The following is an 18,278-nucleotide window of genomic DNA, read 5'->3' as shown; positions in this document are numbered from 1 at the left end:
ACGATGAGCGTGTGCCGCACCTGCTCGAGACGCTCGCCCGGGACGTACCCAGCCTTGGACGGCGGGTGCTCGTCGCCGTCGACGGGGTGGACGGGAGCGGCAAGACCCGGTTCGCGGCCGGGCTCGAGCGGCGGCTGACCGACCGTGACCGGCAGGTCGTCGTGGTGCACGCCGACGACTTCCTCAACCCACGTGCCGTGCGGTACCGGCTCGGCCGCGAGTCACCGGAAGGGTTCTACCGGGACTCCGTCGACCTTGCCTCGCTCATCCGCCTCGTCCTCGACCCGCTCGGGCCGGACGGCGACGGGCACTTTCGTCGGCGAGCGTTCGACCACGTGCGGGACGAGCCCACCGACGACGCGGAGGAGCTCGCCCCCGAGCGGGCTGTCGTGATCGTCGAAGGGATGTTCCTCCACCGTGACGAGCTCCGTGACCGCTGGGACTGGTCGGTGTTTCTCGACGTACCGTTCGCGGAGACCGCCCGCCGCATGGCCGTGCGGGACGGTTCGCCGCCCGACCCGGCCCATCCGTCGATGCGGCGCTACGTGGAGGGCCAGCGCCTGTACCTCGCGGAGTGCGCGCCCCGGCTGCGCGCGAAGCACGTGGTCGACAACACCGACGTCGACTCGCCCGCGCTCCTCCCGCCCGGCACACGCTGACGCGCACATTGCTTCGGCACTTTGTCGGGGGGGGGGGGGGGGGCGCGCCCCCCGCCCCCCCCCCCCCCCCACGACAAAGTGCCGAAGTGATGTGCGCGGAAGGGCGCGGGCGGGGCGCCGGGCCGCAGCGGTAAGCGCAGTCCAACGTCTCCGTCGAACCCCTTGTGCGGGAACCCTCCTCTGTGCTTGGGTGTGAGAAACCGGTTTCCCAGCCGGTGGTTCAACGGTGAGCCGACCCGGAGGTCGCAATGCACGTTCCACGCTCCACCCCTTCGTCCCCCTCCGTCCCACCCCCTGGGGCCGAGCCGGGCGCCCGCTCCACGGCCAAGCTGCGGACCGGCCGCTGGACCAGCCGGCGCGCCGTGCACGGAGCGGCCGTCGCCGCGGCCGCCGCGGGCCTGACGATCGCCGCCCTCGCCGTCCCCCCGGCTGCCGCCGGAGACGCCCACGACGGCCACGGCCACGCCGAGAACGACCACCACGGCCGTGCCCTCGAACGCCTCGCACGGCAGACCCTCCCCACCGGCGACGGCTGGGCCTCCGCAGGCGCCGGCACCACCGGCGGCTCGGCCGCGAGCGCCGTCGTGACGGTGCGGACGTGGCCGGAGCTGAAGGCTGCGGTGGCTGGGAACGACCCGAAGATCGTGGTGGTGGACGGGCAGATCGACGCGAACACGGACGCGGAGGGCAACCCGGTGGGGTGCGAGGCGTTCGCGCAGCCGGGGTACTCGCTGGAGCAGTACCTGGCGACGTACGACACGGCGGTGTGGGGTATGGACGTGGTGCCGACCGGTCCGGTGGAGGATGCGCGGAAGGCGTCGCAGCGGGCGCACGCGGCGCACGTGACGGCGAAGCTGGGGTCGAACACGACGCTGATCGGTGCGCCGGGGGCGGAGATCAACGGTGCCGCGCTGCAGATCATCGGTGTGCAGAACGTGATCGTGCGTGGTCTGACGCTGGTGGACGCGCACGACTGCTTCCCGGCGTGGGACCCGACGGACGGTGACGCGGGGGCGTGGAACTCGGAGTACGACCTGGTGACGGTCCGGGAGAGCACGAACCTGTGGATCGATCACAACGACCTGGGTGACGGGGACAACCTGGACTCGGCGCAGCCGCTGTACTTCGGGCGTCCGTACCAGGTGCACGACGGCCTGCTGGACATCACGAACGCGTCGGACCTGGTGACGGTGTCGTACAACCGGCTGCACGACCACGACAAGTCGATGCTGGTGGGGTCGAGCGACTCGCGGACCACGGACCGGGGGAAGCTGCGGATCACGATGCACCACAACCTGTTCCAGAACCTGGGGCAGCGGGTGCCGCGGGTGCGGTTCGGTCAGGTGGACGTCTACAACAACCACTACGTGCAGGATGCGGGGACGGGTATCCCGTACGCGTACTCGTGGGGGGTGGGCAAGGAGTCGCACCTGCTGGCGGAGGCGAACGCGTTCACGCTGCCGGAGGGCTTCGAGGTGGGCGGCGTGATCGGCCGGTACAACGGCACGTCGATGACGGAGGGTGGCAACACGGTCAACGGTGAGCCCGTCGACCTGCTGGCGGCGCACAACGCGACGCACGACCCGGACATCACGGAGGTGCCGGCGTGGGAGGGCGTGCTGCGGCGGACGGTGCACCCGGTGCAGTCGGTCCCGCGGGTGGTGGGGCAGCTCGCGGGCCCGGAGAACCTGGGCGGGCACGAGCACATCGTGGTCGCGGCGGACGGCTCGGGTGACGCGACGACGGCGCAGGGTGCTGTGGACCTGGCGCCGACGGGCACCGTGGAGCGGGTGGAGATCATGTTCCGGCCGGGGACGTACCAGGGGCGGGTCGTGGTGGACCGGGCACGGACGGACCTGTCGTTCCTGGGGGTCACAGGTGACCCCGCGGACGTGGTCATCACGGACGACCGGGCGGCGGGTACCCCGCGTCCGGAGGGCGGCACGTGGGGCACCACGGGTAGTGCGAGCGTGACGGTGGCGGGTGCGGGCTTCGAGGCGCGGGCCGTGACGTTCGAGAACGCGTTCGACGAGGCGGCCCACCCGGAGATCACGAGCAGGCAGGCGGTGGCGGTGAAGACGACGGCGGACCGGGTCGTGTTCGACAAGGTCCGGTTCCTCGGCAACCAGGACACGCTGTACCTGGACTCGGCGTCGGCGACCACCCCGGCGCGGGTGTACGTGCACGACAGCTGGATCGAGGGTGACGTGGACTTCGTCTTCGGCCGGGCGACGGCGGTGATCGAGGGCTCGACGATCAAGGCGCTGCGCCGGGGAAGCGACCCGTCGGGCTACGTGTTCGCGCCGAGCACGTCGCGGGAGTTCTCGCGCGGGTTCCTGGTCACGGGCTCGCGCCTGATCTCGAACGCGGGCCGGGGCAGCTACTACCTGGGGCGGCCGTGGCACCCGAGCAGCGCGCCGGACAACGACCCGCGCGTGGTGGTGCGGGACTCGTGGCTGGGGAACCACCTCAAGGCGGACCCGTGGACGACGATGTCGGGCTACGACTGGTCCGAGGGCAGCAACGCGGAGTACCGGAACTGGGGTCCGGGGGCGTTCGTGAACGAGCACCGGCCGCAGCTGACGCGGGCCCAGGCCGCTGACCACGAGGTGGCGGACTACCTGGCCGGCGACGACGGCTGGTCTCCGCAGGATCACGGCTGAGACGTCCCGGGCGTCAGCGCCCGACGGCGAGCCCCCGTCGCACGTCTCTGACGAGCACGGGGGTCCGCCGTCGGGCGACCCGTCTGGCCCACTCCCGGGCAGGGTACGAGAGCCGGACCACGAAGTAGTTGACGTGCTCGACCACGCCGAACGCCCACACGAACAGGACGAACACGGCAACGGACACGTCGTCGGGCCACCACCGGACCACGCCGGCGAGCCCGGCGGCGAGCAGGAGCGGGTTGGCGAGGCGGAGGGCGTCGAAGAACCTCGCGAGCGACCACGGCATCGCCGCGCGGCCGACCCAGCGCCGCGCCGCGAGCCAGTACGCGCCGCCCTCGACGAGGACGACGAGGAGCGGGACGAGGGCGCACCACAGCGCTGCCGCCGCCCGTGCGCCGAGCTGCTGGGACAGCAGGAGACCGGCGGCCGCGAAGACGACGGCGCTCGCCAGCTCGCCGGTGCCGAGGGACAGGTAGCGCCGGCGCACCGGCTCGAAGCGGTCGGTCATCCCCCGGACGGTACCGGAGGGCCGGGACCCGGCCCCGTCGCGCCGTCGGCCCGGGCGGCGCACCATGGCCCCATGGGTGACTTCACCGACTACATCGCGACGCTCGACGGCCCGGTGCGCGACGCCGTGGACCACGTCCGCGCCCGCGCCGTCGAGCTGGTGCCGGAGGCGGAGGAGGGCATGAGCTACGGCATGGCGGCGCTGCGCTACCGGGGCAGCCCGCTGGTGTCGGCGCGCGCGACCGCGAAGCACATCGGGCTCTACCCCTTCAGCCCGCCGGCCGTCGAGGCGGTGGCCCCGGACCTGGAGGGCTGGTCGCTGGCCAAGGGAACGGTCCGTTTCACCCCCGACCGTCCGCTGCCCGACGACGTCCTGGACCGCCTGATCCTCCTGCGCCGTGACGAGATCGACGCGATGAGGTCGCGGTAGCCCGCCGGTTCCCCTGCCGGGGCGGTGAGCAGGGGCGATATCGTCCAGGCATGTCGACGCCCTCCCGCCCCGGCTCCCCGGTCCACGTCCGCTTCACCAAGTGGGACGGGTCACCGCACTGGGAGAGCGAGTCCGTCTACCTCGGCACGGACGAGCACGGCATCTGGCTGGGCCAGCCGGCGGGCACCCGCTCGACGCGGCCGGGGGCGTCGTTCACCGGCGTGTGGGACAGCGTCGCCCTGTTCCCGGAGGCGGGCTGGACCGCGACGTTCAACGCGTGGCACCCCACCGGCACCCACATCTACGTGGACCTCTCGGGCACACCCCGCTGGTCGGCCACGGAGGCCGGGCACGAGGTCACCATGCCCGACCTCGACCTGGACGTGATCGGCAAGACCACCCTGCCCGCGTTCATCGACGACGAGGACGAGTTCGCCGAGCACCAGGTCCGGTACGGGTACCCGCCCGAGGTGGTGGCCCAGGTGCGGCACGACGCCGACGCCCTCCTCGAGCAGGTGCGCGACGGCAAGGCCCCGTTCGACGGCGCGACCGCCCGCGGCTGGCTCGACCGGCTCGCGGCCCTCGGCCATCCCGTCCCCGGCCTGGACGAGGCGCAGCGCCGCGCCGGCGGCCTCGTGCTGCGCGAGCTCACCGTCACCGACGAGGACGCCGCCCGGGCGGCGCACGCCGAGCTCGGCGGCTGGCCGTTCCTGTTCCTGCGCGACGACGAGACGTGGGCCGGGCACGTGGCACGCCTCGCCCGCGAGCGCCGTGGCGCCGAGCTCCCCCGGGTGCCGCACGCGTTCCTCGTCGCGGAGGCCGACGGCGAGCTCGTGGGACGTCTGTCGGTGCGGTTCGCGCTGACCGGGGAGCTGGCCGTGGTGGGCGGGCACGTCGGGTACGGGGTGCGCCCGGGCTTCCGTGGCCGCGGGTACGGGACGGCGCTGCTGCGGGCGGGTCTGGCGGTGCTCGCGGCGCTGCGGGTCGACCGGGCGCTGGTGACGTGCGACGACGACAACCTCGCCTCGGCGACGGTGATCGAGCGGTGCGGCGGCGAGCTGGAGTCGGTGGTCACCCACGGTGGGAAGAGCAAGCGTCGCTACTGGGTCCCGACGGCGTAGTCACGACGCGAGGTTCTGCCGCCCGATCTCCGCGACGGTCCGCACGCCCGCGAGCGCCATGGTGACGTCGAGCTCTGCGAGGACGTGCTCGGTGACCTCGCGGACGCCGTCCGCCCCAGCGAGGGTGAGGCCGTAGACCCAGGGGCGGCCGAGGAGGACGGCGTCGGCGCCGAGGGCGAGGGCGGTGAAGACGTCGGCGCCGGACCGGACGCCGGAGTCGAAGAGGACGGGGCCCCGCCCGCCGACGGCGTCGGCCACGGGTGCGAGGGCGTCGAGGGAGGCGATGGCGTTGTCGATCTGGCGTCCCCCGTGGTTGGAGACGATGACTCCGGTGGCGCCGTGGTCGAGGGCGGCACGGGCGTCGTCGGCGGTCTGGACGCCCTTGACGAGGATGGGGAGCGTGGTGCGCTCGCGCAGCCACGCGAGGTTCGCCCAGGTGAGGGTCGACCGGGAGAACACGTCGAGGAACGTCTCGACGGCGGCGCGCGGCAGCGGGGAGCGCAGGTTCGCCCAGGTGGAGCCGGGGTGGTGGCGGGCCATGGAGATCAGCGCACGGACGGCAGCCAGGGTGGGCCTGCTGCCCGACGACGTCACGGCCGGGCCCGAGGGGGGCGTCGCGACCCGCTCCTCCACCAGGGTGCGGAACGCCGGGTCGGCCAGGTACTGGGCGAGGCCCTCCGCCCTGGCGAACGGCAGGTAGCCGAGGTCGAGGTCGCCGGTGCGCCAGCCGAGCACGTGGGTGTCGACCGTGACGACGATCGCCTCGCAGCCGGACGCCTCGGCGCGAGCCACGAACGACGCGACCACGGCGTCGGACGACGACCAGTAGAGCTGGAACCAGCGGGGCGACTCGCCGAGCGCGGTGGCGGTGTCCTCCATGGGGGTGGAGGCCTGCGACGAGATGATGACGGGCAGGCCGAGCGCCCGGGCCGCGCGGGCCAGCTCCGGCTCGGCGGCGCGCGGGCCGCCGCGGACCGCGAGCTCGAGGGCACCGACCGGCGCGAACAGCAGGGGGGCGGGCAGCTCCCGCCCGAGGAGGGTCGTCGACAGGGACCGCTGTCCCACGTCGACGAGCTGGCGGGGCACGATCCGGTACCGGCCGAACGCCTCCGTGTTGGCCCGGACGGTGCGCTGCTGCCCGGCGCCCCCGGCCACGTACGACCAGGCGACGTCGGACATGCGCCGCTGGGCGGCGGCCTCGAGGCGGGCGGGCGTCGTGGGCACCACGGGACGGCGCCCGTACACGCCGCGGGAGTAGATCCGGGACTGCACCGCCCTGCCGAAGTTGCGCATGGCGCGCATCCTGCCACGCGGCCCTCAGGTCACAGTTCATCTTCTGTTCGTCCGTGGTCCGTCGTGGGACGCTCCGCCGGGTCTACTATCCCGACGTGCCTGCACCGACACCGACCGGCCCCGACGACGCGACCGCTCCGAGGAACGACCCGTCCGCCCTGCCGTCCACACCCACGCCCGAGCCCGCGCTGAACGCCGCCCTGGGGGTCGCCGCCGCCGCACCGAGCCAGGCGAGCGGCCCGGGGACACCCCGCCAGGTCGTGGCCTGGTCGCTGTGGGACTGGGGGTCGGCGTCGTTCAACGCCGTGGTCACCACGTTCGTCTTCACCACCTGGCTGACCAGCGGCGTCTTCGTCGAGGAGGGGCAGGACGCGACCGAGATCGTGGCGCGCAACTCCACCTGGATCGCCGCAGGCCTCGCCGTCGCCGGCCTCGCCGTCGCGCTCCTCGCCCCGGCGCTGGGGGCGCTCGCCGACTCGCAGGGCCGCCGCAAGCCGTGGCTCGCCGTCAACACCATGGCGGTCATCGCGGCCATGGTCGCCATGTTCTGGGTCCAGCCGACGCCCGGCTCCAAGGCCGACGCCGTCATCCTCGGCGTGGTGCTGCTCTCCGTGGGCAACGTGTTCTTCGAGCTCGCGGGCGTGGCGTACAACGCGCTCCTGCTGCAGATCTCGACGCCCGGCACGATCGGGCGGGTCTCCGGCTGGGGCTGGGGCGCCGGGTACGTGGGCGGCATCGTCCTGCTCCTGATCCTGTTCGTGGGCTTCATCAACCCCGACGTGGGCTGGTTCGGCGTCACGAGCGAGATGGGCATGAACATCCGGGTGTCGGTGCTCCTGTCGGCCATCTGGTACCTGGTGTTCGCGCTTCCCGTCCTGCTCTGGGTCCCGGACGCACCGCGCAAGCCCGCGGGCAGCGGCGTGAGCCTCGTCGGCGCGTACGCCAAGCTCGGCCGCGACATCGCGGGCCTGTGGCGGGGCCGACGCTCGACCCTCTGGTACCTGCTGGCGAGCGCCGTGTATCGCGACGGCCTCGCGGGCGTCTTCACGTTCGGCGGCATCCTCGCTGTCGGCACGTTCGGCTTCGACGACAGCCAGGTCATCGTGTTCGCCATCGTCGCGAACGTGGTGGCCGGGGCCGCGACGATCGCCGCCGGCTTCCTGGACGACATCATCGGCCCGCGCCTCGTGGTCATCGGCTCGCTCGTGGGCCTCGTCGTCGCCGGCGTGGTCCTGTTCTTCCAGCACGACGGCGGCCAGCAGATCTTCTGGGTCTGGGGCCTGGCGCTGTGCATCTTCGTGGGCCCGGCCCAGTCGGCCAGCCGCGCCCTGCTCGCGCGACTGACCGACGCCGGGCACGAGGCCGAGGCCTTCGGCCTCTACGCCACCACCGGCCGCGCGGCGAGCTTCCTCGCCCAGTCGGCCTTCGCCGTGTTCATCGCGATCTTCGGCGCCCAGTACTGGGGCATCCTCGGCATCATCCTGGTGGTGCTCCTCGGCCTGGGCCTCATGCTGCTCGTGCGGTTCCCGCACGGCAGCGGCGTCGACGGGCGCCGCGACCTCGAGGCCGCCACCGCCTGACCCGCCCCGCGCTCGCCCGGCGCCGGGCCACCTCGGCGCCGGGCCGCGGGCTACGATCCGGTCGTGGCCACCACCCTGCCGTCCGCCGCCGTCCCGCTCGCCGTGTCCGACGACGTCGCGGGCTGGCTCGACGTGGTCGGCCCGGTCGCGTTCTACCTCATCGTGTGGGGGCTCGTGTTCGCCGGCACGGCGCTGTTCGTCGGCGTGGTGGTCCCGTTCCTGACGGGCGACTCGCTCCTCTTCGGCGCCGGGCTCGTGGCCGGTTCCACCGACTCGGTCAACATCTGGGTGCTGGCGATCGGCGTGGGGGTCGCCGCGGTTGCCGGCGACCAGGTGGGCTTCCTGCTCGGCCGCCGGTACGGCCGGCCCTACCTCACCCGGCGCGGGGGCCGGTGGGTGCAGGGCGCCGTCGTCCGGACCGAGCGCTTCTACGAGCTGTTCGGCTGGTGGTCCGTGGTCATCGGCCGGTACGTGCCCTGGGCTCGGGTCTTCGTGCCGCCGATCGCCGGCGTCGCGGGCATGGAGTACCTCCGCTTCCTCACGGCGAACGTGTTCGGTGCCCTGAGCTGGGGCGTGCTCATCACCGTCATCGGCTACCTCGCGGCCTCCGACCCCGCGATCCGGCCCGTCGCCTACGCGGTCGCGCTGGTCGTCGTCGCCGCGTCCGTGGTGGCGGGGGTCCGCGCCTGGCGGCAGGACCGCGCGAGCACCGCGTAGGCCGTCGCGCGGGTGGTCCCGCCGGTGGTCCGGAGACCCCGGCGGGCGGCCGTATATTGACACGGCGCTCGCCCCGGGCAACCAGCCTGGCACGGTGGGCCCGGGCGACGTCGCGCCCACCACCTGCGAGAGGACCCCCTGTGACCGTTCCGCCCCCGGCCCTGGTGCGCCGTGCCGCGCTGCTGGCCGCGACCGTCTTCCTCGTCACCCTGTGCCTGAGGCCGGCGATCACCGCGGTGGGTCCCGTGCTCCCCCGCATCGGCGCCGACGAGGGCCTCGGTGAGGGAGCGCTCGGGCTCCTCGGGGCGCTGCCGCTCCTGGCTTTCGCCGTCATGTCGCCTCTGGTGCACCGGCTCTCGTCCCGGGTCGGCGCCGAGCGTGCGGTGCTGGGGGCGCTCGTGGTGCTGGCCGCCGCCACGCTGGCCCGCTCGTACACCGGGCCGGCGGGGCTCTGGATCGGCACCGCCGTGATCGGCTGCGCCATCGCCGTCGGGAACGTGCTCGTGCCCGCGATCGTCAAGCGCGACTACGCCGCCGACGTCTCCCGCGCCACCGGCGTGTACTCGGCGTTCCTCGCGGGTGCCGCGGGCATCGCCAGCGCCGTGTCGGTCCCGATCGCCGACCAGTCCGGCTGGCGCCCGGCGCTGGCCGTCTGGGCGGTCCTCGCGGTCGTGGTCGCCGCGGCGTGGCTCCCCCGCACCCTCGCCGCCGGGCCTGCGCCCACCGCCGTCGCCGCCGACTCCGGGCCGACCGTCTGGCGCCGCCCCATGGCGTGGTGGCTCACTGCCTTCATGGGCCTGCAGTCCACGACGTTCTACTTCATGGTGACGTGGCTGCCCTCGATCGAGGCCTCCGTGGGCGTGGACGACCGCGACGCCGGGCTCCACATGCTCCTCTACCAGGTGGTCAGCATCGGGTCGGGCTTGCTGGTCCCGCTCCTCATGCGAGGCCGCCACCAGATCGCCGCCGGTGTCGTCGCGAGCGTGCCCATGCTCGCCGCCGCCCTGGGCCTCCTGCTCGCCCCGGGGCCGGTGCTCGTCTGGGTCACGCTCGCGGGCCTCGGGTCGGGCGCGTCGCTCGTGGTGGCGCTGTCGCTCCTCAGCCTGCGCGGACGCTCCCAGGCGGAGACCACCCGTCTCTCCGGGATGGCGCAGTCCGTGGGGTACCTGGCCGCCGCCGTCGGGCCCGTCGTCGCCGGTCACCTCGTCGAGCGCACGGGAACCTGGTCGGCTGCCCTCGTCCTCCTCGCCGCGATCGCCGGGACGCAGGTGCTCGTCGCCGTCGTGGCCGGCCGCACGCCGGGTCAGCGCCCGGTCACCGGCCGGACTCCGGAGCCCGCCGCCCCATGAAGCCCTCGTTCAGCGGGGCGTCGTCGGGCAGCGAGGGGTCCACGGCCTCGGCCTTGACGCCCAGCTTGACCATCATCGTCCGAGCCCGCCGCAGGTGCCGCACGCGCACGTGAGTGATCACCGCCATGAGCGCCCACACCAGCACCGCCGCGTCGTCGACGAACCCGCCCGGCAGCGCGTCCGGGATCACGTCGATGGGCAGGCCCAGGTACGCGAGCGCACCGAGCAGCTTCAGCCGCACGCCCTGCGGCGTCTGCGGGTCGATGGCGAGGTAGTACGCCAGCAGGGCCTTCTCGAGCAGCTCCCGGCCGATCTTCCGCGACAGCGTCTTGATGACGCCCATCGCCCGCGTGGGCTCGATCGGCGGCGGAAGCGGGTGGGGTGAGGGAGAGGTGGGCACGTGGTGCTCCTTCGTCGCAGGTACGGGCCTCACCGTAGCGAGGATGACTGACACGACGGCGCGTCCGCGCCGCCTCACGCCGCCTTCAACGCATGGATCCGCTCGACGGTGCCCAGCTTGAGCCGCACCGACTCCACGACCTGGAGCCCGGCCTCCTCCACGAGCGGCAGCTGGCGACGCGTGAAGTACTCCCCCGCCGTCCGGACCGTGAACCGCTCGAACCACCGCTGCGCCGCGAGGAACCACCACCGGTCGCTGCCCACGTGGTCCAGGAGCAGCAGCCGCCCGCCGGGCACGAGCACACGCACCATCTCCCCGACGGCCACGTCCGGACGCGGGATGCTGCACAACGACAGCGCACAGACCACCGTGTCGAAGGTGGCGTCCGGGAACGGCAGCGCCTCGGCGTCAGCCACCCGCAGGTCCACCGGCCGGCCGAGGCCCGCCACCCGGCGCCGGGCCACCGCGAGCATCGCCGGGCTGAGGTCGATCCCCGTCACCTCCGCCACTGCCGGGTAGAAGGGCACGTTGCGGCCCGTGCCCACGGCCACCTCCAGGACCCGGCCCCGGGCCCGGGAACCGAGCCACTCCCGCCCGCCGGCGAACGCGACGCGCTCCAGCAGGCCCATCTGGCGGTCGTAGCTCTCGGCCACCGTGTCCCACACCTGGCGCTGCCGGGCTGTCGGGTCGCTCACGGGCGGTCCTCCTGGGTGTCGCGGATCCTCCGGACGAACATGGCTGCTGGCTGCGAAGAGCCCGGACCATGATCGCCTACCGTGTCCGGCATGACCACGATCGCCCGCACCGACCCGCCCCACGTCGCCGACGAGCTCACCATGCTCCGCTCCTTCGTGGACCACTACCGCGCGACGCTGCGCCGCCAGTGCGAGGGCCTCACGGGCGAGCAGCTCACCACCCCGCTGGCGCCGTCGTCCATGACGCTCGGCGGCCTCCTCACGCACCTCGCCTGGGTGGAGCAGTTCTGGTTCGGCGAGATCCTCCTCGGCAGGACCGCCGGGGAGCCCTGGGCGGACGCCCCGTGGTCCGACGACGCCGACTGGGACTGGCACCTCGCCCGCTCACTCACGCCCCAGGAGGCCGACGACCTGTTCGTCGCCGCGGTCGAGCAGTCGGACCGCGACCTCGAGACGGCGCTCGCGGGCGGCGGCGGGCTCGACACGACCTCGGTCCGGGAGCGGCACGGCTCGGTGGTGAGCCTCCGGTGGATCCTGGTGCACCTCGTCGAGGAGTACGCGCGGCACGCCGGCCACGCGGACCTCCTGCGCGAGGCGCTGGACGGCGCCACCGACCTCTGACGAGCGCCCGTGGTTCTCTAGCCGTGGAAAACGTTGCACGTCAAACGTTTTAGGCCGTGTCTCAAAGAGTGTCGCGTCAGTACGGTGGCGTGCGTCCCGCCCGATCAAAGGAGATCCCGTATGCGCACCCGACGTCGAACACGCTGGGCGGCCCTCGCCGCCGTCGCGTCCCTCGTCACGACCGCCACGGCGGCCGCCACCGTCATCGCTCCCTCCGCCACCGCCGCCACGGGCTGCGAGGTCACGTACCGCGTCGTGAACTCGTGGCAGGGCGGTTTCCAGGGCGACGTGAGCATCAAGAACCTCGGGGATCCCGTGTCCTCCTGGACCCTCGGCTGGCAGTTCACGAACGGGCAGACCGTCTCGCAGGCCTGGAACGCCCAGGTCACGCAGAGCGGGAGCCAGGTCTCGGCGACCAACGTGGCCTGGAACGCCGCCCTCGGCACCGGCGCCAGCGCCTCGTTCGGCTTCATCGGCAGCGGCTCCACGGCGACGCCGACGGGCTTCACGCTCAACGGCGTGGCCTGCACCGGGGCGATCGGCGGAAATCCGACACCCACCCCCACACCTACGCCCACGCCCACGCCCACCCCCACGCCGACCCCGACCCCGACCCCGACTCCCCCGCCGTCCGGCGGCGAGTTCGACGGGTCGCACTGCACCGTGTCCGGCACCGCCCCGGGGTCGAACTCCCGGCTGCCCGACCCGTTCCTGCGCCTGAACGGCACGCGGATCACGGCCAAGTCGGACTGGACCTGCCGTCGCGCCGAGATCAAGGAGCTCGCCGAGAACACCATCTACGGCGACAAGCCCGGCAAGCCGTCGAGCGTCACAGGGACGGTCAGCCGGACCGGCATCACCGTGAACGTCTCGCACAACGGCCGCAGCTCGAGCTTCTCGGCGAGCGTCGAGCTGCCGAGCACCGGCAGCGCCCCCTACCCGGCCGTCATCGTCCTGGGCGGTCTCGGCGCCGACACCACGACGATCAAGAACGCCGGGGTCGCCGTGATCAACCTCGACCCGATCGCCGTCGGTCGTGAGGGCACGGCCCGCAACAACAAGCAGGGCGCCTTCTACTCGATCTACGGCGCCACGAGCAGCACGGGCATCCTCACGGCCTGGTCGTGGGGCGTGAGCCGGGTCATCGACGTGGTCGAGGCCTCGGGCGGCAGCATCCTGCGGACCGACTCGTTCGGCGTCACCGGCTGCTCCCGCTACGGCAAGGGCGCGTTCGCGGCCGGTGCGTTCGACCAGCGGATCGACCTGACGATGCCCATCGAGTCGGGCGCCGGCGGCGTGCCGATCATGCGCGGCCTCGCCACGGAGTCGGGCGCTCAGTCGCCCGGCAGCGCCTACGGCGAGCAGCCGTGGCTCGGCGACGCGTTCTCGTCGTACCAGAACAACACGTCCGGCCTGCCGGTCGACATGCACTCCGTGATCGGCATGGTCGCCCCGCGCGGGCTCTACATCATGGAGAACCCGAGCGTGAACTGGCTGGGCGCCCGGTCCGGACACGTGTCGGCGCTCGCCGGCCGGGAGATCTACACCGCGCTCGGCGTGCAGTCGAACATCACCTACATCTCCGCGGTGGCCGACGGGACCCACTGCGCCACCCGCTCCGAGTGGCGCGGCCCGCTGACCGCCAACCTGCAGAAGTTCCTCCTCAACGGCAGCGGGTCCACCGGCGCCTTCCAGGCCGCGTCGTCCAAGACCGGCAACCTGTCGGAGTGGCGCACCTGGACCACACCGGCCCTCGGCTGAGCCTCGGCTGAGCCCGTCCCCCGCGGCCGGGCGAGCACCGACCTCCCGTCGGCGCTCGCCCGGCCGCGTCGTCGCCTAGGGTCGGAGCCATGTTCCCCTGGCTCGAGATCGCCGGCTGGGTGGGGTCGGCGCTCGTGGTGCTGTCCCTCACGCAGGCGCGCGTGCTGCGCTTCCGCTGGCTCAACCTGGTCGGCTCGGTCGTCGCCACCGTGTACAACACGATCGCCGGCATCTGGCCGTTCGTCGCGATGAACGCCGCGATCGCGGTGATCAACGTCTACTGGCTGTGGCGGCTGAACCGCGAGCGGCACGACGCATCGGTCTACGAGGTGGTCGAGGTGGCGCCCGACGACGCGTACCTGCTCCACGTGCTCCGGACGCACGCCGCCGACATCGAGCGGTTCGCGCCGGGGTTCGTCGCGGAGCCCGCGCCGGGGGAGGAACGGTCGGCGTTCCTGGTCCAGCGCGGCGACGAGACGGTCGGCGTCGTCGAGGTGCGCGACGCGGGTGACGGCGTCGGCGTCGTCGAGCTCGACTGGGTCACGCAGCGGTTCCGCGACTTCACGCCGGGCGAGTTCGTGCACCGGCGCAGCGGCATCTTCACGGCCAAGGGGTTCCGTCGCGTCGTCGTGCCCCACGTGGGGCGCAGCCAGGTCGCGTACCTGCGGAGCGTGGGCTTCCGGCCCGACGGCGATCGCGGGCCCTGGGTGCGCGACGTCGCCGCGGCGGCGGCCTGAGCTGCCGGGTTCAGCCCTTGTAGCTCTCGACGGTGCTCGGGGGACGCACGCTCGCCTGGTCCGGGTCTCCCCCGAACTCGCGGGCGGCGTCGCGCTGCCGCAGGAGGTCCCAGCACTGGTCGAGCTCCACCTCGATCGCGCGCAGCCGCTCCCGCTCGGTCTCCTGGCTCATCTTCCCGCTCCGGAACTGCTCCCGGAGGGCGCGTTCGTCCTCGACGAGCGAGCTGATCGTGTCGCGGATGCTCTGGTCGGACGTCATGGCGATCTCCCCAGTCGTTCGTGCGGGCCGCGGGGCGGCCCCGCCTCGATCGTCGCACGGGTGACGTCCGGAGGCACCGGCAGACAGCGGCCCAGGCCGACACCCCCCGCGGGTGAAAACCCGCTGTGACGTGCACGACACCGAGGCGCGCACAGGCCTTCACAACCGCCCCCGACCGGCGGAAAGACGCCGAACTGGACGCTCGTCCAGCTCGTACCATCGGGCCATCGCCTGGCATCCAGACGGTCGGCTACCCCAGACGTCGACACCGACCGCCCGGCACCCTTCTCTCTACCTGAAAGGTCTGCCATGCGTTACGCATCGGTGGCGGCGCTCGCGTCCGCCGCTGTCCTCCTCGCTCCTGCGGCCGCCGTCGCGGGCGGGTCCGACGCCCCGACCCCGTACCGGGTCACTCCCGACGGGCTCCACCTCCCCGCCGGCGAGACGTTCGACGACCACGGCCACGTCAACATCCGCTACACCGTCGGTGGCGTGGAGCGCGCCGCGGGCGTCCACTTCGAGTCGCTCAACAACCAGCCCTCAGGCCGGTTCATCGGCACGGCGTACCTGCCGTGGAGCTACCTGATCACGGCCGAGGACTACTGCATCACCTGGGTCCAGGTCAGCGAGTACGACGAGCACTTCGGCGAGGGCGGCCAGCAGCCCGTCTGCACCACCGGCGGGGGCACGACGCCGACCCCCGCGCCGACCCCCACCGTCGAACCGACGTCCAGCCCGTCGGCCGCGCCGACGACGCCCGCGCCGACGACGTCCGCGCCGACCCCGCAGCCGACCGCGCTGCCCACACCACTGCCCACGCCGGAGCCCGAGCCGACGCCCGAACCCGTCGGACCGGCCGGCCCGACGACGGAGCCCGCCGAGCCTCTGGTCGGCCCGAGCCCCACGCCTGCCGCCGGCGCCTCGTCGTCGGCGAGCCCTTCGCCCACGAAGGTGGTGACCAGCCAGGACGGGAGCGGCAGCGGCACGTCAGCCGGCGGGAACGCCGTCGGGACCACCGCCGCCGCGCCGGACGCCTTGCCGGTGACCGGAGCCACCGCAGGCTGGGTCACGACCGCCGCCATCACGTTCGTCGTCGCGGGAGCCGGTGCGCTGCTGGCCCGCTCCCGGTTCCGCCGCCAGCAGAGCGGCCTCTGACCGGCCAGGGCTGATCGACCGGTCCGATCCCCCTGGTCGCCGGTCACCCCGGTTCAGCCCTGACCCGAGTGACGCCGGAGCCCGCCATCCCCCCGGGGGCTGGCTCCGGCGTCACGCACCTCCGGGTACCGCACCCCGAATCGTTTAAGACTTGAACTAACCCGCTCGAGCGTCTTGATCCCACCCCGCACCCCCAGCACACTGGCTGCACAAGCAGCCGGCGCCGGGTCTCCTGGTGCCGGCCTCGCATGAACGTCGACCCCCGCGCACTGTCGCCCGGGTGCCGAGCGCATGCACCACCATCCCGAGGCCAGCAGCACGAAGGAGTGCACATGTCGAAATCGTTTACGACGGAGAGATCGTTGACCGCCCGACCAGTTCCCACGCGCCGCCGACGGGTGCTGGCAGCACTCGCCAGCCTCGGCACGGCCGTGGCGATGGTGGTGAGCGGCGTCGTCGTCGCCACCCCCGCGTCCGCGATCACGACCAACGGGGAGGGCACCCATGACGGGTACTTCTACTCGTTCTGGACCGACTCCCAGGGAACCGTCTCCATGGACCTCGGCTCCGGCGGCAACTACTCCACCCGCTGGTCCAACACGGGCAACTTCGTGGCCGGGAAGGGCTGGCAGACCGGGTCGAACAGCCGGGTGGTGACGTACTCCGCCCAGTTCAACCCCTCGGGCAACGCCTACCTCACGCTCTACGGGTGGACCCGCAACTCCCTCATCGAGTACTACGTCGTGGACTCCTGGGGCACCTACCGGCCCACCGGCACCCACATGGGCACCGTCACCAGCGACGGCGGCACCTACGACATCTACCGCACCCAGCGCGTCAACCAGCCCTCGATCGACGGCACCGCGACGTTCTACCAGTACTGGTCCGTGCGCCAGTCCAAGCGCACCAGCGGGACGATCACCTTCCAGAACCACGTCAACGCCTGGGCCTCCAAGGGCATGAACCTCGGGACCAACCACTACTACCAGATCATGGCCACCGAGGGTTACCAGTCCTCCGGCAGCTCCAACGTCACCCTCGGCACCAGCGGCGGGGGCGGTGGCACCACGCCCCCGCCCACCACCCCGCCGCCCAGCGGCGACGGCACCTGCACGGTCAGCGTGACCCGGGCCGACGACTGGTCCGACAGGTTCAACGTCAGCTTCGCCGTCTCGGGCACGTCCGCCTGGACGGTCCGCATCGGGCTCCAGGGCGGCCAGACCCTGCAGAACAGCTGGAACGCCAGCGTCTCCGGCACCTCCGGCACCCTCACCGCAACCCCGAACGGCAACGGCAACAGCTTCGGCATCACCGTCTACAAGAACGGCAGCACCACCCTGCCCACAGCCAGCTGCTCGTCCAGCGGGGGCGGGGGCACGCCGACCACCCCACCGCCGACGACGCCACCGCCCGCCTCCTGCTCGGCCGGGTACGTGGCGCTCACGTTCGACGACGGCCCCACGGCGAGCACGACCAACCAGCTCATCACCACGCTGCGGAACGCCGGCGCCACGGCAACCGTCTTCCCCACGGGCCAGAACGCCACGAACAACGCATCGCTCATGCAGGCGTACAAGAACGCGGGCCTGCAGATCGGGAACCACAGCTGGGACCACCCGCACATGCTGACGCTGAGCACCAGCGAGATGCAGTCGCAGCTGTCGCGCACGCAGACGGCCATCCAGAACACCGCCGGCTACACCGCCCGCGTGTTCCGCCCGCCGTACGGCGAGACCAACTCGACGCTGCAGTCGATCGCGTCGTCGCTCGGCCTGCGGACGGTCACCTGGGACGTCGACTCGCGTGACTGGGACAACGCCAGCGCCGCACAGATCCGCCAGGCGGCGAGCCAGCTCCAGGCCGGTGGCCTGATGCTCATGCACGACTGGCCCGCCAACACGATCTCGGCGCTGCCGGGCATCCTGTCGGACCTCCGGGCGCGCAACCTCTGCACGGGTCACATCTCGCCCGACACGGGCCGAGCCGTCGCTCCGTCCACGAGCGGTGGCGGCGGCACCACGCCCCCGCCCACCGGCGGCTCCTGCACCGTGAGCGTGACCCGGGCCGACGACTGGTCCGACCGGTTCAACGTGAACCTCTCGGTCAGCGGCACCAGCAGCTGGCGCGTGTCCATCAACCTCCAGGGCGGCCAGACCCTCCAGAGCAGCTGGAACGCCAGCGTCTCCGGCACCAGCGGCACCCTCACGGCGACACCGAACGGTAGCGGTAACAGCTTCGGCATCACCGTGTACAAGAACGGCAGCACCACGCTCCCGACGGCGAGCTGCTCGACCACCTGACGCAACCAGTCCCCCGAGTTGTCAGAAG

The 18,278-nt window shown here is 72.8% G+C and carries 17 protein-coding genes; 12 read left to right on the top strand and 5 right to left on the bottom strand.

Features of this window, described 5'->3' with window-relative positions:
- Positions 1-11 precede the first annotated feature (11 nt).
- Both AC060K_RS00900 and AC060K_RS00895 read left to right on the top strand, forming a co-directional pair.
- Positions 12-659, top strand: a complete 648-nt coding sequence (locus AC060K_RS00900; protein WP_483763559.1) for a nucleoside/nucleotide kinase family protein — start codon at positions 12-14, stop codon at positions 657-659.
- 248 nt (positions 660-907) lie between these two features.
- The gene (locus AC060K_RS00895) at positions 908-3,322 is read left to right on the top strand and encodes a pectinesterase family protein (protein WP_483763558.1); all 2,415 of its coding nucleotides are present in this window, start codon (positions 908-910) and stop codon (positions 3,320-3,322) included.
- Between the two features lie 13 nt (positions 3,323-3,335).
- Here AC060K_RS00895 and AC060K_RS00890 read toward each other — a convergent pair whose 3' ends face one another.
- Positions 3,336-3,833, bottom strand: coding sequence for a hypothetical protein (locus AC060K_RS00890; protein WP_483763557.1), 498 nt, complete (start codon positions 3,831-3,833; stop codon positions 3,336-3,338).
- Between the two features lie 72 nt (positions 3,834-3,905).
- On the opposite strand from AC060K_RS00890, the gene AC060K_RS00885 reads away from it, so the two are divergent.
- Positions 3,906-4,262 carry an iron chaperone gene (locus AC060K_RS00885; protein ID WP_483763556.1) on the top strand — a complete coding sequence of 119 codons (357 nt, stop codon included), beginning with the start codon at positions 3,906-3,908 and terminating at the stop codon, positions 4,260-4,262.
- Between the two features lie 50 nt (positions 4,263-4,312).
- Complete coding sequence (locus tag AC060K_RS00880) at positions 4,313-5,383, top strand: GNAT family N-acetyltransferase (protein ID WP_483763555.1); 1,071 nt, start codon at positions 4,313-4,315, stop codon at positions 5,381-5,383.
- On the opposite strand, the gene AC060K_RS00875 is transcribed toward AC060K_RS00880, so the two are convergent.
- The gene (locus AC060K_RS00875; protein WP_483763554.1) at positions 5,384-6,676 is read right to left on the bottom strand and encodes an alpha-hydroxy-acid oxidizing protein; all 1,293 of its coding nucleotides are present in this window, start codon (positions 6,674-6,676) and stop codon (positions 5,384-5,386) included.
- 95 nt (positions 6,677-6,771) lie between these two features.
- Between AC060K_RS00875 and AC060K_RS00870 the strand changes: the two genes are divergently transcribed.
- The 3 genes from AC060K_RS00870 (at position 6,772) to AC060K_RS00860 (ending at position 10,322) form a co-directional block, all read left to right on the top strand.
- Complete coding sequence (locus AC060K_RS00870; RefSeq protein ID WP_483763553.1) at positions 6,772-8,256, top strand: MFS transporter; 1,485 nt, start codon at positions 6,772-6,774, stop codon at positions 8,254-8,256.
- A gap of 63 nt (positions 8,257-8,319) precedes the next feature.
- A complete protein-coding gene (locus AC060K_RS00865; RefSeq protein WP_483763552.1) occupies positions 8,320-8,973 on the top strand; it encodes a DedA family protein in 654 nt (217 codons plus the stop codon).
- Positions 8,974-9,113: 140 nt separating this feature from the next.
- On the top strand, positions 9,114-10,322 hold the full coding sequence (locus AC060K_RS00860; RefSeq protein ID WP_483763551.1) for an MFS transporter: 1,209 nt from the start codon (positions 9,114-9,116) through the stop codon (positions 10,320-10,322).
- Here the strand turns inward: AC060K_RS00860 and AC060K_RS00855 are convergent.
- Positions 10,288-10,722, bottom strand: coding sequence for a YkvA family protein (locus tag AC060K_RS00855; protein ID WP_483763550.1), 435 nt, complete (start codon positions 10,720-10,722; stop codon positions 10,288-10,290). The genes AC060K_RS00860 and AC060K_RS00855 overlap by 35 nt on opposite strands.
- 74 nt (positions 10,723-10,796) lie before the next feature.
- Positions 10,797-11,417, bottom strand: a complete 621-nt coding sequence (locus AC060K_RS00850; RefSeq protein WP_483763549.1) for a class I SAM-dependent methyltransferase — start codon at positions 11,415-11,417, stop codon at positions 10,797-10,799.
- A gap of 90 nt (positions 11,418-11,507) precedes the next feature.
- Between AC060K_RS00850 and AC060K_RS00845 the strand changes: the two genes are divergently transcribed.
- From AC060K_RS00845 to AC060K_RS00835, 3 genes are all read left to right on the top strand, one after another.
- Positions 11,508-12,038 carry a DinB family protein gene (locus tag AC060K_RS00845; RefSeq protein WP_483763548.1) on the top strand — a complete coding sequence of 177 codons (531 nt, stop codon included), beginning with the start codon at positions 11,508-11,510 and terminating at the stop codon, positions 12,036-12,038.
- 120 nt (positions 12,039-12,158) lie between these two features.
- Positions 12,159-13,799 (top strand): cellulose-binding domain-containing protein, encoded by a 1,641-nt coding sequence (locus AC060K_RS00840; RefSeq protein WP_483763547.1) that lies wholly within the window; start codon positions 12,159-12,161, stop codon positions 13,797-13,799.
- An 89-nt stretch (positions 13,800-13,888) separates the two neighbouring features.
- On the top strand, positions 13,889-14,536 hold the full coding sequence (locus AC060K_RS00835; RefSeq protein ID WP_483763546.1) for a hypothetical protein: 648 nt from the start codon (positions 13,889-13,891) through the stop codon (positions 14,534-14,536).
- A 10-nt stretch (positions 14,537-14,546) separates the two neighbouring features.
- Here AC060K_RS00835 and AC060K_RS00830 read toward each other — a convergent pair whose 3' ends face one another.
- Positions 14,547-14,795: a DUF2630 family protein gene (locus AC060K_RS00830; RefSeq protein ID WP_483763545.1), complete on the bottom strand. Its 249-nt coding sequence runs from the start codon at positions 14,793-14,795 to the stop codon at positions 14,547-14,549.
- 309 nt (positions 14,796-15,104) lie between these two features.
- On the opposite strand from AC060K_RS00830, the gene AC060K_RS00825 reads away from it, so the two are divergent.
- On the top strand, positions 15,105-15,950 hold the full coding sequence (locus AC060K_RS00825; RefSeq protein WP_483763544.1) for a hypothetical protein: 846 nt from the start codon (positions 15,105-15,107) through the stop codon (positions 15,948-15,950).
- Positions 15,951-16,282: 332 nt separating this feature from the next.
- A complete protein-coding gene (locus tag AC060K_RS00820; protein WP_483763543.1) occupies positions 16,283-18,250 on the top strand; it encodes a glycoside hydrolase family 11 protein in 1,968 nt (655 codons plus the stop codon).
- Positions 18,251-18,278 lie beyond the last annotated feature (28 nt).

It is taken from the genome of Antribacter sp. NEAU-D49, assembly GCF_057158775.1.
Note: the sequence above shows the minus strand (reverse complement) of the source record. Positions and strands in the feature narration are given on the sequence as shown.